The sequence below is a fragment of the Janthinobacterium sp. SUN073 genome (assembly GCF_030397665.1).
Classification (GTDB): domain Bacteria; phylum Pseudomonadota; class Gammaproteobacteria; order Burkholderiales; family Burkholderiaceae_D; genus Janthinobacterium.
Genome location: NZ_JAPUBT010000001.1, coordinates 1,094,662 through 1,110,532, shown reverse-complemented (window position 1 = coordinate 1,110,532; position 15,871 = coordinate 1,094,662). Strand labels below are relative to the sequence as shown.

At 65.1% G+C, this 15,871-nt stretch carries 16 protein-coding genes; 14 read left to right on the top strand and 2 right to left on the bottom strand.

What is annotated here, in order from left to right:
• The first annotated feature begins 15 nt into the window (after positions 1-15).
• The 13 genes from O0882_RS05030 to eutC all read left to right on the top strand — a co-directional run bounded on the left by O0882_RS05030 (position 16) and on the right by eutC (position 12,916).
• The gene (locus tag O0882_RS05030) at positions 16-924 is read left to right on the top strand and encodes an ion transporter (RefSeq protein WP_289945835.1); all 909 of its coding nucleotides are present in this window, start codon (positions 16-18) and stop codon (positions 922-924) included.
• A 51-nt stretch (positions 925-975) separates the two neighbouring features.
• Complete coding sequence (locus tag O0882_RS05025; RefSeq protein WP_289945833.1) at positions 976-1,956, top strand: 3-oxoacyl-[acyl-carrier-protein] synthase III C-terminal domain-containing protein; 981 nt, start codon at positions 976-978, stop codon at positions 1,954-1,956.
• Positions 1,957-1,966: 10 nt separating this feature from the next.
• Positions 1,967-3,004: an SDR family NAD(P)-dependent oxidoreductase gene (locus O0882_RS05020; protein WP_289945831.1), complete on the top strand. Its 1,038-nt coding sequence runs from the start codon at positions 1,967-1,969 to the stop codon at positions 3,002-3,004.
• The gene (locus O0882_RS05015; protein ID WP_289945828.1) at positions 2,997-3,827 is read left to right on the top strand and encodes an MBL fold metallo-hydrolase; all 831 of its coding nucleotides are present in this window, start codon (positions 2,997-2,999) and stop codon (positions 3,825-3,827) included. The genes O0882_RS05020 and O0882_RS05015 overlap by 8 nt, the downstream gene beginning before the upstream one ends.
• On the top strand, positions 3,824-5,119 hold the full coding sequence (locus O0882_RS05010; RefSeq protein WP_289945826.1) for a F390 synthetase-related protein: 1,296 nt from the start codon (positions 3,824-3,826) through the stop codon (positions 5,117-5,119). Before O0882_RS05015 ends, O0882_RS05010 begins: the two co-directional genes overlap by 4 nt.
• Entirely contained in the window at positions 5,116-5,754 is a 639-nt protein-coding gene (locus tag O0882_RS05005; RefSeq protein ID WP_289945823.1) for a phosphatase PAP2 family protein, read from the top strand. The genes O0882_RS05010 and O0882_RS05005 overlap by 4 nt, the downstream gene beginning before the upstream one ends.
• The gene (locus O0882_RS05000; protein WP_289945820.1) at positions 5,751-6,866 is read left to right on the top strand and encodes a sterol desaturase family protein; all 1,116 of its coding nucleotides are present in this window, start codon (positions 5,751-5,753) and stop codon (positions 6,864-6,866) included. Before O0882_RS05005 ends, O0882_RS05000 begins: the two co-directional genes overlap by 4 nt.
• The gene (locus O0882_RS04995) at positions 6,863-7,978 is read left to right on the top strand and encodes an acyl-CoA desaturase (protein ID WP_289945818.1); all 1,116 of its coding nucleotides are present in this window, start codon (positions 6,863-6,865) and stop codon (positions 7,976-7,978) included. The genes O0882_RS05000 and O0882_RS04995 overlap by 4 nt, the downstream gene beginning before the upstream one ends.
• Before the next feature lie 66 nt (positions 7,979-8,044).
• Positions 8,045-8,602 (top strand): GbsR/MarR family transcriptional regulator, encoded by a 558-nt coding sequence (locus O0882_RS04990; RefSeq protein WP_096237725.1) that lies wholly within the window; start codon positions 8,045-8,047, stop codon positions 8,600-8,602.
• Positions 8,599-9,243: a DUF4166 domain-containing protein gene (locus O0882_RS04985; RefSeq protein ID WP_289945815.1), complete on the top strand. Its 645-nt coding sequence runs from the start codon at positions 8,599-8,601 to the stop codon at positions 9,241-9,243. Before O0882_RS04990 ends, O0882_RS04985 begins: the two co-directional genes overlap by 4 nt.
• Positions 9,240-10,700 carry a TIGR01777 family oxidoreductase gene (locus O0882_RS04980; RefSeq protein ID WP_289945814.1) on the top strand — a complete coding sequence of 487 codons (1,461 nt, stop codon included), beginning with the start codon at positions 9,240-9,242 and terminating at the stop codon, positions 10,698-10,700. The genes O0882_RS04985 and O0882_RS04980 overlap by 4 nt, the downstream gene beginning before the upstream one ends.
• Positions 10,701-10,744: 44 nt before the next feature.
• Positions 10,745-12,133, top strand: coding sequence for an ethanolamine ammonia-lyase subunit EutB (locus tag O0882_RS04975; RefSeq protein ID WP_289945813.1), 1,389 nt, complete (start codon positions 10,745-10,747; stop codon positions 12,131-12,133).
• A gap of 9 nt (positions 12,134-12,142) precedes the next feature.
• On the top strand, positions 12,143-12,916 hold the full coding sequence (gene eutC / locus O0882_RS04970; RefSeq protein ID WP_289945812.1) for an ethanolamine ammonia-lyase subunit EutC: 774 nt from the start codon (positions 12,143-12,145) through the stop codon (positions 12,914-12,916).
• On the opposite strand, the gene tsaD is transcribed toward eutC, so the two are convergent.
• Positions 12,917-13,957 (bottom strand): tRNA (adenosine(37)-N6)-threonylcarbamoyltransferase complex transferase subunit TsaD, encoded by a 1,041-nt coding sequence (gene tsaD, locus O0882_RS04965; protein WP_289945811.1) that lies wholly within the window; start codon positions 13,955-13,957, stop codon positions 12,917-12,919. It abuts the gene before it with no gap.
• Between the two features lie 209 nt (positions 13,958-14,166).
• Between tsaD and O0882_RS04960 the strand changes: the two genes are divergently transcribed.
• Entirely contained in the window at positions 14,167-14,574 is a 408-nt protein-coding gene (locus O0882_RS04960) for a nitrite reductase (NAD(P)H) small subunit (protein ID WP_289945809.1), read from the top strand.
• A 76-nt stretch (positions 14,575-14,650) separates the two neighbouring features.
• On the opposite strand, the gene O0882_RS04955 is transcribed toward O0882_RS04960, so the two are convergent.
• Positions 14,651-15,712 (bottom strand): 3-deoxy-7-phosphoheptulonate synthase, encoded by a 1,062-nt coding sequence (locus O0882_RS04955; RefSeq protein ID WP_289945808.1) that lies wholly within the window; start codon positions 15,710-15,712, stop codon positions 14,651-14,653.
• Positions 15,713-15,871: the final 159 nt, after the last annotated feature.

Here is a 15,871-nt window from a genome sequence, read left to right as displayed (position 1 = left end):
GAGCACACTACCCACATGAAAGCCGCGACGAAGAGCGGCGCGGCACCCTTGACGCCGCAGCAATTGGCGGCACAGGAAACGCAGCAAAAATTTGGCAAGCCCGAGCGGGGCTGGCGCGAGCAGGTGTACACCGTCATTTTCGAGGCGGAAACGCGCACGGGCCGCGCCTTTGACCTGCTGCTGATCGCCGCCATCCTGATCAGCGTGACGGTGGTCGTGCTCAGCAGCGTCGCCTCCGTGGCCGAGCGCTATGGCACCTGGCTGACGGCGCTGGAATGGTTTTTCACCATTTTATTCACCATCGAATATTTTGCCCGCCTGTCGTGCCTGCAGCATCCGGTACGCTACGCCAAGAGTTTTTTCGGTGTCATCGACTTGCTGGCCATCGTGCCGACCTACATCGGCTTGCTGCTGCCGGGCGCGCATGTGCTGATCGACGTGCGTATTTTGCGCCTGCTGCGCATGTTCCGTATCCTCAAGCTCACGTCCTATGTGCATGAATACACGGTGCTGGGGCGGGCCTTGCTGGCCAGCCGGCGCAAGATCCTCATTTTCTTGTCTTTTGTCATGATGGTGGTCTTTCTGTTGGGTACTGTGATGTATGTCGTGGAAGGGCCGGATCACGGTTACAGCAGCATCCCCACATCGATATACTGGGCCATCAGCACCATGACCACGGTGGGTTTCGGCGATATCACGCCGCGCACCGACATCGGGCGCACCATCGCTTCGCTGATGATGTTGCTCGGCTGGGGCATCCTGGCAGTGCCTACCGGCATTATCAGTGCCGAAATGACGGTACAGCGCAGTTCCAAGCTGGTCACCACGCGTACCTGTCCCACGTGCCTGAAAGAAGGGCTCGATGACGATGCCAGTTTCTGCAAGAGTTGCGGCGTCAAGCTGCCGCCGCTGGTACTCGATTGAGCGCGCTCCATTAACCGTGTTTTTTCGTATTTAACTTACATAAAGGCAAACATGATTCCAGTTCGCCTGATCGCGACGGGCAAAGCCGTGCCCTCGCACAGCGTCACTTCCGAAAGCCTGGACCTGAAATTGGGCCATCCGGCTGGCTACACCCTGCGCAAGAGCGGCGTGCTGTCGCGCTTTGTCGCCGCGCCCGATGAATCGCAAAGCCAGCTGGGCGCCGCCGCCCTGCTCGACGCGCTGAAGAACGCCAGCCTGCGTCCATCCGACATCGATCTGCTGATCTGCGCCTGCGGCGTGCCCGAGCAAGCCTTGCCGAATACGGCCTGCTTCGTGGCCGAGCATGCAGGCTTGCCGCCCGGCACGCAAAGCTTCGACGTCAACGCCAGCTGCCTCAGTTTCATGGCCGCCTTCCGCGTGGCCGCGTCCATGCTGGCCGGCGGCGCCTACCGGCGCATCGCCATCGTCTCGTCCGACCTCGCCTCGCGCGGCGTCGACTGGAGCGAGCCGGAAGCGTCGATGATCTTTGGTGACGGCGCCGCCGCCGTCATCGTCGAGCGCGGTGACGGCAGCGCCGGCATCCGCGCCTACAAGATGGGCACGTATCCGGAAGGGCGCCGCTATTGCGAAATCCGCGGCGGCGGCACCGAGCGCAATCCGCGCAACGGCTGCGAACCGGGCGATTATCTGTTCCGCATGGATGGCAAGGCCGTATTCCGCCTGGCCGTCAAGGTGATGCCGGATTTCCTCGCGGAATTGATGGCCGAATCAGGTGCGGGACTGGAGAAAGTCGATGTGGTCGTGCCGCACCAGGCCAGCCCATTGGGGCTCGCGCATGCGGCGCGCATCCTTGACGTTCCCGATGCTAAAATCATCAAGATCTTTGAAACGCATGGTAACCAGGTGGCTGCCTCCTTGCCCACCGCCCTGCACGAGGCGGTGATGACGGGGCGGGCCGTGGCCGGCCAGCGTTTGCTGATGATGGGCACGGCTGCAGGCCTGACCATCGGCGGCATGATTCTTGATCTGTGAAGGTGGTGCGATGAGGCGGATACTGGTCACGGGAGCGACGGGGGGCTTGGGGCGCAATGCCGTGCGCACCCTGCTGGCGCAGGGCGTGGAAGTGCGCGCCACGGGTCGCAACGCCGCCGTGGGCCGTGAACTGGAGCGCATGGGCGCGCAATTTGTGCCGCTCGATCTGGCGCAAGCCTCGCCGCGCCAGGTCGACGAACTGGTGCGCGGCATGGACACCGTCTGGCACTGCGCCGCGCTGTCCTCGCCATGGGGCGCCGAGCGCGACTTCATCGCCGCCAATGTCACGGCCACGGGCCAGCTGCTGCGCGCGGCCGCCAGCCAGCACGTGGCGCGCTTCGTGCACATTTCCACGCCGGCCATGTATTTCGATTACCGCAACCGCTACGAGGTGCCGGAAACCTTCCGCCCCGATGCCTTCGTCAACGCGTATGCGCGCTCCAAGGCGATGGCGGAAAAGCTGGTGCAGGAGTCGGTCGACCGCCATCGCGGCATGACCTGCGTGATCCTGCGTCCGCGCGCCATTTTCGGCCCGTACGACCAGGTGCTGATTCCGCGGCTGGCGCGCGTGCTGCAGGAGCGCGGCGGCAAGCTGCCGCTGCCCAACGGCGGCGCGGTCACCATCGACGTCACCTATGTCGACAACGTCGTGCACGCGATGTGGCTGGCCACCGTGCACAAGACCATCGCTTCCGGTGCCGCCTTCAACATCACGAATGGCGAACCGGCACGCCTGTGCGACATCTTGCACACGCTGTTTTGCGAGCACTTGCAGCAGCCGTTCCAGATCGTCAGCGTGCCTTACCGCGTGCTGGCGCTGCTTGCCCGCCTGATGCAGTTCGCTTCGCGTTTTACGGGGCGCGAGCCATCCTTGACACCCTATAGCATCGGCGCGCTCAGTTTCGACATGACGCTCGATAACGCCAAGGCGCGCAAGGTGCTCGGCTACCGTCCCATCGTCAGCCTGCAGGAAGGCATCGCCCTGACGGCGCAGTGGATGCGCCAGGAAGCGGCGGCGCACAAGGTGGGCAAGGAGCGCAATGGCTAGCATCACCGCGTTTCGTGTCGGCCACTGCACCCATCCCTCGTGCATGGTCTTGAAAGGCAGCGGGCTGGCCAGCCGCTGCTTCCCCTCGCGCGCCTACCTGATCGAGACGCGCGCGGGCCTGTACCTGTGGGACACCGGCTACGCCGAACACTTCCGCGCCGCCACGTCGAAAGGCGTGTACCGCCTGTATGCGTGGGTGACGCCGATTTCGTTTGACGAAAATGAATCGCTGCGGGGCCAGCTGCGCGCGCATGGCGTATCGCCTGGCGACATCCACACCTTGCTGCTGTCGCACTTCCACGCCGACCATATCGCCGGCCTGCGCGACTTTCCCGGCGCGCGGCTGATGGCCTCCCAAACGGGCTGGGACGCCGTGCGCGGCCTGTCCGGCGTGGCCGCCGTGCGCCAGGCCTTCGTGCCCGAGCTGCTGCCGCCCGACATTGCCGACCGCCTGGCTTTTGTCGAAAGCGTGCCCGAGACGGCCTTGCCGGCGGCCCTGCTGCCATTCACGCACGGGCGCGACGTCAGCGGCACGGGCGAGATTTACATCGTCGATCTGCCGGGCCACGCCATCGGCCATCTGGGCGCCTTCGTGCTGCAGGATGGCGGCTGGACCTTGCTGGCATCGGACGCGGCCTGGGTGCCGGAGAGTTTCCAGCAGCTGCGCGGGCCGTCCGAATTGTCGTTCCTCATCCAGCACAAGCGCGCGCCGTACTACGCCACCCTGAACCGGCTGTACCAGCTGCACCAGTCGGGCAATGCGCAGATCCGCATCACGCATGAAGATACGCTCGATTATTTGCCTGTGGCGGGCCGCCCGTGAAGCGTATTGTCTGGTTATTGCTGTCGTACTGGCGCACGCGCCGCCTGCGTTTTACACACCGCGCGCAGCTGGACGTCTACCAGCAGGAGCAGCTGGCGCGTTTCATCGATGTGCTGTGCGCGCGCAGCCGCTATTTCGCTGCCTATCGCGCGCTGCCCCTGGCGCAGTGGCCCACCATGAACAAGGCGCTGATGCTCGAGCATTTCGACGCCATGAACACCGAGGGCGTCACCCTGGCGCAGGCGATGGACGCGGCCATGGCGGCCGAGCATAGCCGCGACTTCACGCCGGCCGTCGGCGACATCACGGTGGGCCTGTCGTCCGGCACCTCGTCGCGGCGCGCCGTGTTTACCGTCAGCCCCCGCGAAAAGGCCCAATGGGCAGGCGTGATGCTGGCCAAGGCGCTGCCCGACGGCCTGTTTTCCGGCGAAAGAGTCGCCCTGTTCCTGCGCGCGAACAGCAATCTGTACACGGCCGTGCGCTCGCCGTGGCTGACCTTTGCCTTCTACGACCTGTTCGAACCGTTCGACAGCCTGTGCGCGCAGCTGGCGCGCTATCAACCTTCCGTCATCGTCGCACCGGCCCAGGTGCTGCGCCAGCTGGCCTTGCGTGTCATCGATGGCAGCCTGGCGCTGGCGCCGAAAAAAGTCATCTCGGTGGCCGAAGTGCTGGAAGCGCAGGACCGCGCGCTGATCGTGCAGGCGTTCGGCGCCGTGCATGAAATCTACCAGGCCACCGAGGGTTTTCTTGCCAGTAGCTGCGAGCACGGTGTGCTGCACCTGAACGAGGAATACGTGCACATCGAACCGCAATGGCTCGACGCTGAAGAACGTCGTTTTGTGCCCGTGATTACGGACTTCACGCGCATCACGCAGCCCATCGTGCGCTACCGCCTCGACGATATTTTGCTCGCCCGCGCCACGCCATGCCCTTGCGGCCGCGCCACACGCGCCATCGATGGCATCGAAGGGCGTTGCGACGACATGCTGCTGCTTCCCTCTGAACGCAGTGGCGCCCCCATCGCCGTGTTTGCCGACGTGCTGACGCGCGCGTTCGCGCAAGCCTTGCCGCCGGACGCCGACTACCGCCTGGTGCAGCAGGGCGACAGCGCCTTGCTGCTGCATGCGGCTTTGGACGACGCGGGCCTGGCGGCCTTGCGCGCACATCTGGCAGCGGTGCTGCGCGGCCTGGGCGTGGCCGTCGACGGCCTGGCCTGGACGGTGAGCGGCGAACTGCCTCCCTTTGACCCCACCATGAAACGGCGCCGCATCCGGCGCCTTGCGAGCGCATGAATCCTTCTTCCATGACCGTACGCTGCCGCCTGCTGCATCTGCTGGCTGGCTGGGGCAGCGTCGGCCTCGTGTACTTTTCCAGCGATGTGCTGCAAGGGCAGGGCGTGCTGCTGCCGGAAACGGCATTGGATCGCGCCATTCCCTACAGCGACGCGGCCATCTGGCTGTACCTGTCCTTCTTCATCCTGATCCCGTACGCCTACCTGGCGGCCGATGCGGCGCGCGTGCGCTGGCTGGCGCGCGCCATGGCGCTCTCCGCGCTGGCGTGCGGCGTGGTCTTCCTGCTGTACCCGACCACCCTCGCGTATCCGCCCGTGGGTGACGGCAATGCCTGGAGCACGCAGGCGCTGCGCATGCTGCAGTCGGCGGACTCCACGCAAAACTGCCTGCCGTCGCTGCATGGCGCCCTGACATTGCTGTGCGTGTGGGCCTTGTGCGACAAGCGCCACCTGCTGCGCTCCGCACTGGCTGTGGCGCTGGGCGTGGCCATCTGCTACGCCATCATCGCACTGCGCCGGCACGTGAGCATCGACCTGGCCGCCGGCCTGGCCGTGGGCGTGGCGGGCGGCATGTTGGCGAAAATGCAGGTATTCTGGGCAGCCCGCCGCGCCATTTCCATCAAAACCGCATCATGATGAATCCTTTTGCCCTCTCTTTCCTTGTCATGCTGGCCTTCGTGCTGGCCGAACTGCTGATCCTCAAATGGGTGCGCAAGACCCCCGTGCCGTGGAAAGACGTCATTTTCAATCTCAATTCCGGCCACATCCTGATGTGGGTGTTCCGCGGCGTGGAAGTGGCCGCGTTTGCCCTGCTGCTGCGCCATGTGAACCTGCACATCGTGGACCAGTGGCCCGTGGTGGCGCAATGGGTCTTCGCTTTTTTTGCCTGGGACCTGTGCTTTTACTGGATGCACCGGCTGCACCACAAAATTCCTTTGCTGTGGGCCGTGCACGTGGTGCACCACCAGGGCGAGCATTTCAATCTGTCGCTGGGCGTGCGCAATTCCTGGTATTCGTCGCTGACGAATTTCCCCTTCATCGCCATCCTGGCCGTGCTGGGCGTGCCGCTGGAAATCTTCCTCGTCGTCTCGTCGCTGCATTACACGGTGCAGTTGTATAACCACAACGCGCTGGTGAACAAGTCCGGCATCCTCGACAAAGTCATGGTGACGCCGTCGCACCACCGCGTGCACCACGGCACGGATAAACGCTACATCAACCGCAATTTCGGCGGCACCCTGCTGCTGTGGGACAGGCTGTTCGGCAGCTTCCAGGCCGAACTCGAAGGCGTGGAAATGCGCTATGGCGTGAAGGGCATGACACCCACGCACAACCCCCTGTTGGCCAGCAACGGCAAACTGTTCAAATGGCTGCGCGCGCGCTTTCCCCACTGGCAGTCGCGCGGCACTTTCGAGGTGCCCGAACTGTTCATCGGCATCGGCGGCGTGATCCTGTTTGGCCTGGTGATCTATTACGTCAACCACGAAGCGGCGCTGGCCGGCGCGCAGCAGGCCATCCTGTTCGCGCTGATCTTTGGCGGTACGCTGGCGCTGGGCGGCCTGTCCGATGCACGCCGCTGGGGCGCCATCGCCTGGGTCGCCATCGCGCTGGCCATGCCGGTCCTGTATCTGGGCTGGTATGGCGCGCGCGACGCCTGGGGCATGGTGTTTTTGGCCGCGCTGCTGGCGCATGGCCTCGATGGCGCGCGCCGCCTGTGGTGGCCGGCCGCGGCGGGGACGCGCGCGTGACGCCTGTGCCTTCCTTGCCGCCGCTGCGCTTCCAGCCAGCCCGCGATTCCGCCTTCCGCCGCGAATTGCGCGCGCGCGCCGACGCCTATCTCGCCAGCGAGGGAAAGCACCGCTTCGGCGACCTGCGCCTGCATGCAAAGACCGTGTTCCTGGCCGCGTTGACGGCGGGGCTGTATGCGCTGGCCTTGAACGCCGACAGCACCTGGCCGTTTGTCGCCAGCTATGTCGCCTGCCTGGTCGCGGCCATGGCGCTGGCCATGAATACCCTGCACGACGCGGCCCACAGCGCCGTCTTCCGCCAGGGACGCCTGAACCGCATCCTGATCCGCCTGGTGGGCTTGCCCGTGGGCGTGGACACGGATTTCTGGACCATCCGCCACGTGCACTTTCATCACACGTATGCCAACGTGGAAGGCTATGACCTCGACACGGAACCGAATCCCTTCCTGCGCCAGACGCCGTACCAAAGCTGGTCGCCCCAGTACCGCTATCAATACCTGTACTGGCCCGTGGTGGCGGCCCTGTCGCTGCCGTATTTGAACTGGTATGGCGACTGGCTGGACCGCTTCGGCAAGACGCCCGTGGCCGCGCACAGCCGCTTGCAGGGCTGGCGCGGCTGGCTGTCGTTCCTGGGCTGGAAGCTGGGCCACGTGGCGCTGGTGCTGGCGCTGCCCATGTGGGTGCTGCAGCAGCAGGGCATAGGCTGGGGCGTGGTGCTGGGCGCGTATTTCGTGGGCCAGATGCTCGCCTCGTGCGCGCTGGTGGCGCTGATCCTTGGCACGCACTGGGCCGAAGTGGAATTTTTCCAGCCGGGCGTGGACGGCACCCTGCCGCACGACTGGTACCAGCACACGTTTTACACGGCCTGCGACTGGACGCCGCAACCGCGGCGCCTGCGCTGGCTCGGCTACTGGCTCGGCGGCTTGAACCTGCACCTGACGCATCATCTGTTCCCCACCTGGAACCACCGCCACTACCCGGCGCTGGCGCGCATCATCGCCGAGCTGGCCCCACGCCACGGTCTTGTGTACCGCGAACTCGGTTATGGCCAGCTGCACGCCTCGCAGCAAGCCTTCCTGCGCGCCATGGGCCAGCCGCCCGCACGCACCTGACGAATCGCGCTTGACTCGATTTCTGTTTCGTCTTACATTTCTGTAACGACAGAAATAAGAGAAATCATGGAATTAAGCCCGACTACTCAGAAATACATCCTCCACTGGGGGGAGATGGGCACCCGCTGGGGCGTCAACCGCACCGTGGCGCAGATCCACGCGCTGCTGTTCCTGGCCAACGAACCCTTGACGGCGGAAGACATCGCGGCCAGCCTGAACGTGGCCCGCTCGAATGTCAGCAACAGCCTGAAGGAATTGCAAAGCTGGGGCCTGGCGCGCATCACGCACGTGATGGGGGACCGGCGCGACCACTTTGTCGCCCTGCAGGATGTGTGGGAAATCTTCCGCGTCATCATGGAAGAGCGCAAGCGGCGCGAGATCGATCCCACCCTGACGGTGCTGCGCGAATGCGCGATCGAGGGCGAGCAGGATGCGGCGATACCGCCGGAAACGCTGGCGCGCATGGGCGAGGTGCTGGCCTTCCTGGAAATGCTCAGCAGCACCTACAGCGACTATAAAAACCTGCCGCCGGCCACCCTGCAGCGCATGCTGTCCATGGGCGGCAAGGTGGCCAAGTTCCTCAGCCCGGACGACAAGCCGGGCAAGCCAGGTAAAAAACCATGAACGGCCCGTCCGAAGGAGAGCTGTTCAGGAAGGTCATGGGCGAGCAGTGGCTGACGCTGCACCCGGACATCCGTCGCCGCTTCGAGAAAAATCCCGCGCCGGGCCAGCCCCTGTACTACCGGGGCGAGCTCAGTGAGCTGACCAGTTCGCGCCTGGGCAAGGTGCTGGGCTGGCTCACGCGCCCCTTCATCGACGGCGCCCTGATTCCGTACGATGACCACGATTTCCCCGTGGATATCGAAGTCTATTCGCGCCCCGCTTGCCCCTTCATCTTCAAGCAGCGCACCTACCGCCTGCACGGGCGCGCGCCGATCCGCTTCACCTCCTACATGGCCGAAAGCGCAAAAGGCGAAGTGCTCGAATACGTGGGCATGGGCCTGGGCATGAAGCTCGTGCTGCACGTCGAGGATGGCAATCTGCACTTCACCAGCGACGGCTATTTTCTCGATCTTTTCGGCTGGCGGATGCCGCTGCCCGGCGTGCTCACGCCTGGCAAGACCTATCTGTGCCACCGCAACGACACGCCGCAGCAGTTCAACATCCGCATCGAGATCCGCCACGCCCTGTTCGGCACCACGTTTACCCAGGTCGGCGTGTTCCGCGAATCCGCCGCGCCGGCCCTACACAAGGAGACACCATGAATACGCATCTGCTGGCCCTGCAACTGATGGCGGCGCAAGGCTGCCTGGGCGCCTTCGACACCATTTACCACCATGAAATCACGGAAGCGTTGCCGCAAAAGGCCTCGGCGCGCCTGGAATTGACCATCCATGCCACGCGTGCGTTGATCTACAGCTTGCTGTTCGTCGGCCTGGCCGCCTGGGAGTGGCATGGCGCCTGGGCCTGGGTGCTGGTGATCGTGTTTGGCGTGGAAATCGTGCTGACCCTGTGGGATTTCGTCGTGGAAGACCAGACCCGCCTCTTGCCCGCCACGGAGCGCGTCACGCACACGGTGCTGGCGATTAACGCGGGCGCCTTCATCGCGCTGCTGGCCCTGAACAGCAGCGAGTGGGCGAACCTGCCGACAGCCCTCGTGTGGCAGCCGTATGGCTGGCTCAGCGTCTTCCTCGCACTGTGCGGCGTGGGCGTGGGCCTGTCCGGCCTGCGCGACGCGTATGCGGTCTGGCAACTGGGCCGGCGCAAAGAGGTGGAGGAAAAAGAGACGGAGGATTTGCAGTTTGCCAGTACACCGCAGTCCGTGCTGGTAACGGGCGCCACGGGTTTCATCGGCCAGCAGTTGGTCAGCGCCTTGCTGGCCGATGGCCATGCGGTGACGGTGCTGACGCGCCAGCCGAAACAGGCCGCGTGGACCTTTGACGGCCGGGTGCGCTGCATCCGGTCGCTGGATGAATTATCGGATGCGCAGCGCATCGACATGGTGGTCAACCTGGCCGGCGCGCGCATCGTCGGCAAGCGCTGGACGGACGCGCGCAAGGCGGCCTTGCGCCGCAGCCGCGTGGCGCTGACGCAGGAACTGGTGGCGTGGATCGCCCGCGCGCAGCACAAGCCGCGCGTACTGCTGTCGGCATCGGCCATCGGCTATTACGGCGTGCAGCCGCAGGGCGACGCGACGGAATTGACGGAGGAAAGCGCGCCGCAAGCCATCTTCATGTCGCAGCTGTGCCAGGAATGGGAAGCGGCCGCGCGCCAGGCGGAGAAATTTGGCGTGCAGGTGGGCTGCATGCGCTTTGGCCTCGTCTTCGGCCACCAGGGTTCGCTGCCGCAGATGCTGCTGCCGATCCGCTTCGGCGTGGGCGGCCCGCTCGGGAGCGGCAAGCAATGGGTGTCGTGGGTGCACGTGCGCGACGTCATCCGCGGCATCGCCCATCTGGCGCGCCGCAGCGAACAGGGCGCGGTGAGCGGCGCGTATAACTTCTGCGCGCCCGAAGCCATCGAGCAGCGCCGCTTCGCCCAGGTGGCGGGCGCGGTGCTGCACCGCCCCAGCATCATGCCCACGCCAGCCTTCGTCATGCGCGCCTTGCTGGGTGAGCAGGCCGACTTGCTGGTGGAAGGCCAAAGGGTGGCACCGCGCCGCCTGCTGGCCGACGGCTTTGTCTTCCGCTATCCGCAGCTGGAAGGCGCGCTGCGCAGTTTGTAGCCTGGCGTAGAATGGGGCATTGGATATGCCTTGGAGCACAATCTATGTCCCGCTTCAACCATACGATAGACAGCCATGTTTACCAGTTCGCCAGCTTGAAGGAGCTGCTGGCCAAGGCCACGCCGCCCCGTTCGGGCGACGTGCTGGCTTGTGTGGCGGCATCGAGCGCGCGCGAGCGGGTGGCGGCGCAGCTGGCGCTGGCGGACGTGCCGCTATCGCTGTTCCTCAATGAGGCGCTGGTGCCGTACGAAGACGATGAAGTCACGCGCCTGATCATCGATAGCCATGAGCGCGCCGCGTTTGCCCCCATCGCGCACCTGTGCGTGGGCGACTTTCGCGACTGGCTGCTCGATGACGCGACGGATACGCCAACGCTGTCCCAGGTCGCCGCCGGCATCACGCCGGAAATGGCAGCCGCCGTCTCAAAAATCATGCGCCTGCAAGACCTGGTGCTGGTGGCCAGGAAATGTAAAGTCGTCACGGCCTTTCGCAATACCCTGGGCCTGGAAGGGCGTTTGTCCACGCGGCTGCAACCGAACCACCCGACGGACGACGCCACGGGGATTGCGGCGTCGATGCTCGACGGTCTGCTGCTGGGCAGCGGCGACGCCGTGATTGGCATCAATCCCGCCACCGACAATGTGGCGCAGGTGGTCTCGCTGCTGCACCTGCTCGATGCCGTCATCGACCAGTATCAAATACCCACCCAGTCCTGCGTGCTCACGCACATCACCAATACCCTGGAGGCGATACGCCGCGGCGCGCCCGTCGACCTGGTGTTTCAGTCGGTGGCCGGCACGCAGGCGGCCAACCGCAGCTTCGGCATCGACTTGTCGCTGCTGGCCGAGGGGCAGGCGGCGGCCCTGTCGCTGGGGCGCGGCACGGTGGGCAGCAACGTCATGTATTTCGAGACGGGGCAGGGCAGCGCCCTGTCGGCCGGCGCGCACCACGGCATGGACCAGCAAACGTGCGAAGCGCGCGCGTATGCGGTGGCGCGCGCATATCAGCCGCTGCTGGTCAATTCGGTGGTGGGTTTCATCGGCCCCGAGTACCTGTACGACGGCAAGCAGATCATGCGCGCGGGGCTGGAAGACCATTTCTGCGCCAAGCTGCTGGGCCTGCCCATGGGCTGCGACGTGTGCTACACCAACCACGCGGAAGCGGACCAGGACGACATGGATGCCTTGCTGACCATGCTGGGCGTGGCCGGTTGCAATTTCATCATGGGCGTGCCGGGCGCGGACGACATCATGCTCGGTTACCAGAGCACCTCGTTCCACGACGCCCTGTATGCGCGCCGCGTGCTGGGCCTGCGTCCGGCGCCCGAATTCGCGGCCTGGCTGGCGCGCATGCGGATCACCGATGCGCAGGGCCTTTTGCACACGGCGCTGGCGCCGGCCTTCCAGGCGGCCCTGCTGCGCCTGGAAGGCTAGGGAGGATGCATGGACGGGAAAGCCCCTTGGCAGGCATTGCGCGCGCATACGGCGGCGCGCATCGCTCTCGGGCGCCGCGGCGTCAGCGTGCCGACCAGTGCGCGGCTGGCGTTCCAGCTGGCCCACGCGCAGGCGCGCGACGCCGTGCACATGGCGCTCGATGGCGAAGCCCTGGCACGCGACTTGGCTGCGCAAGAGCAAGCCAGCGTGCAGTTGCACAGCGCGGCCGCCACGCGCGCCGAGTATCTGCAACGGCCCGACCTGGGGCGCCGGCTCGACGACGTTTCACGCGCGCGGCTGGTGGCCGGTGCTACGGGAGTCGACCTGGCGCTGGTGGCGGCCGATGGCCTGTCGGCGCTGGCCGTGCAGCGCCACGCGGCGCCGTTCCTGGCCGCCCTGCGCGCACGGCTGGCGCTGGAGGCCTGGACGCTGTCGCCCGTACACATCGTGGCGCAGGGGCGGGTGGCGGTGGGCGACGAGGTGGGGCAATTGCTGCAGGCGAAGGCTGTGCTGGTGCTGATCGGCGAGCGGCCAGGCTTGAGTTCCCCGGACAGCCTGGGCCTGTACCTGACGTGGGCGCCAAAAGTGGGCTTGCTGGACGAGCGCCGCAACTGCATTTCGAACGTGCGCCCCGAGGGCCTGGCGTATGCGCCGGCCGCGTACCGGCTGCACTACCTGCTGTCGCAGGCGTTCAGCCGGCAGCTGTCGGGCGTGGACTTGAAGGATGAAACGGTGGAAGAGGGCGCGGCCCTGGCGGGCTCGCGCAACTTCCTGCTGGAGTGATCAGACTTCGCGGATTTCGTCCAGCGGCCAGCGCGGGCGCACATTGAACGAGTAATCGTACTTGGCGGCCTGCGGGTTGATCTGCAGGCGCATGGCGCCGGCGAAGGCGATCATGGCGCCGTTATCGGTACAGAATTCCAGCTCCGGGTAATACACCTTGAAACGTTTCTTGGTGGCGGCCGCGTTGAGCGAAGCGCGCAGCTGCGCGTTGGCGCCCACGCCGCCGGCGATCACCAGGCGTTTCAAGCCCGTGTGCTTGAGGGCCGCCACGCATTTGGCCGTCAGCACGTCGACGATGGCGTCGACGAAGCCGCGCGCGATATTCGCCTTGTCCTGCTCGCAGATATTGGCGATGACTTTTTCTTCATGGTTCTTCACCACTGTCAGCACGGCCGTCTTCAGGCCGGAAAAGCTGAAGTTGAAATCCTTCGAGTGCAGCATCGGGCGCGGCAGCTTGTAGGCCAGCGGGTCGCCGAATTCGGCCAGGCGCGAAATGGCGGGACCGCCCGGATAACCGAGGCCCAGCAGCTTGGCCGACTTGTCGAACGCCTCGCCGGCCGCATCATCGAGCGTTTCGCCCAGCATGGTGTACTGGCCCACGCCATCGACGCGCATCAGCTGCGTGTGGCCGCCCGACACCAGCAGCGCAATGAAGGGGAATTCCGGCGGCTCGGACGCCAGCAATGGCGACAGCAGATGGCCTTCCAGGTGGTGGATGCCCAGCACCGGCTTGTTGATGGCCAGGCCCAGGCTGCAGGCAACGGAGGAACCGACCAGCAGCGCGCCGGCCAGTCCCGGACCTTGCGTGTAGGCGATGGCGTCGATCTCGGGCAGGGTGATGCCGGCCTTCGCCAAGGTTTCTTCCAACAGCGGGATGGCGCGGCGGATATGGTCGCGCGACGCCAGTTCCGGCACTACGCCGCCATATTGCTCGTGCATGGCGACTTGCGAATAGAGGGCGTGCGACAGCAGGCCGCGTTGCGTGTCGTACAAGGCCAGGCCGGTTTCGTCACAGGAGGATTCGACGCCAAGAACAATCATGAAGGTGCTAAATAGGGAGGAGTAATCCGCCATTGTAAAGGAAAGCCGGGCACTACACCGTGCGGCCGGCGCACCATTTCGGCGGCAGTGTGCACTTGCGCAGTGCGGCGCGGTGCCGTTTTGCCGCGTATTTTGCCCATTCTTCGCCTGTGCCGGCACTGGCACCGCTCTTGCTTAGGCAAGCGTGTGCCTTTTTCAAGGAGCTAGCAATGCCGGAACAATGGAAAATGATTTGCCGCCTGAAGGACATGCCGCTGGCGGGCGCGCGCATGGTGCAGCGGGGACTGGGGTGGCAGGATTTGCCGGGCGTGGCGCTGTTTCGCGCGGTGGACGACACGGTGTACGCGCTGCTCGACACGGTGCCTTGCCTGGGCGGCCCGCTGGCGCACGGGGTGCTGATGCAGAAAAATCTGATGGGGCCGAAGAACAGCTGGATCATCGAGCTCGATTCGGGCCGCCTGGTGGCACCCGTGCAGGGCATGGCGCGCATGTACGCCGTGCGCATCATGGACGGGCGCATCTACCTGGACGTCAATGAACTCAATATCCCGGCCAGCAAGGCCGAACAGGCGCTGGCGGGATCGTTCGCCGTGCTGCCGCATGTGCAGATGGCGTAGGTGTATGGGGTCAGACCCTCAATGCCGCGAACGGCAGGCTCAGCGCCAACGCAAGAGGGGGTCTGACCCCGGCCGTTTATTTCGGACGATTGAGCAAGTGCGCATGCGCATCGCGCAGCATGGTGGCCGTCGTGTCCCAGTCGATGCAGCCGTCGGTGACGGAGCAGCCGTAGGTCAGTTGCGACAGGTCTTGCGGGATCTTCTGGTTGCCGCTGACGATGTTCGATTCGATCATCACGCCCACCAGCGAGCGGTTGCCCTGGCGGATCTGGTTGACCACGTCGGCCATTACCAGCGGTTGCAGTTCCGGCTTTTTGTAGCTGTTCGCGTGCGAGCAGTCGACCACCAGGTTGGCCGGCAGCTTGGCCTTGGCCAGCGCCTGTTCGGCGATGGCGATCGACACCGAATCGTAGTTCGGGCGGCCGTCGCCGCCGCGCAGCACCACGTGGCCATACGCGTTGCCGCGCGTGCGCACGATGGCGACATTGCCTTCGGCGTTAATGCCCAGGAAGGAGTGCGGGTGCGCCGACGACAGGATCGCGTTCACCGCGATGCTGATGTCGCCATCGGTGCCGTTCTTGAAGCCGACTGGCGTCGACAGGCCGGACGACATTTCACGGTGCGTCTGCGATTCGGTGGTGCGCGCGCCGATGGCGGTCCAGGCGATCAGGTCGCCCAGGTATTGCGGCGAGATGGGGTCCAGTGCTTCGGTGGCGGTAGGCATGCCCAGTTCGCACACGTCGAGCAGGAACTGGCGCGCCTTTTCCATGCCTTCGTTGACCTTGAACGAATCGTCCATGTACGGGTCGTTGATATAGCCCTTCCAGCCCGTGGTGGTACGCGGTTTTTCGAAATACACGCGCATCACCAGCAGCATCGTGTCCTTGACTTCCTCTTGCAGCGCTTTCAGGCGGCGCGCGTAATCGAGGCCGGCGACGGGGTCGTGGATCGAGCACGGACCGACGACGACGAACAGGCGCTGGTCCTTGCGGTCGATGATGTTGCGCAGCGCTTCGCGGCCGCGGCTGACGGTGTCGAAGGCGCTCTCCGACAGCGGCAGTTTGGCGTGCAGATCGGCCGGTGTTGGCATGGGCGCGAAGGAAGTGACGTTGATATTTTCGATGTCTGGCGTATTCATGATTCTGGCTCGGCTTTCGCTATTGCGTTCTTTAAGAGGCAATAGTGTAGCGGAAATGCGGCCTGGCGGCGTGGCTGGCCGCCAAATGGCAGCGGATGAGTTGTTATTGTGGCAGGCTGCGCTTCCTGGGGCGCCACACCCGCGCTTCCGCTTGCCCGG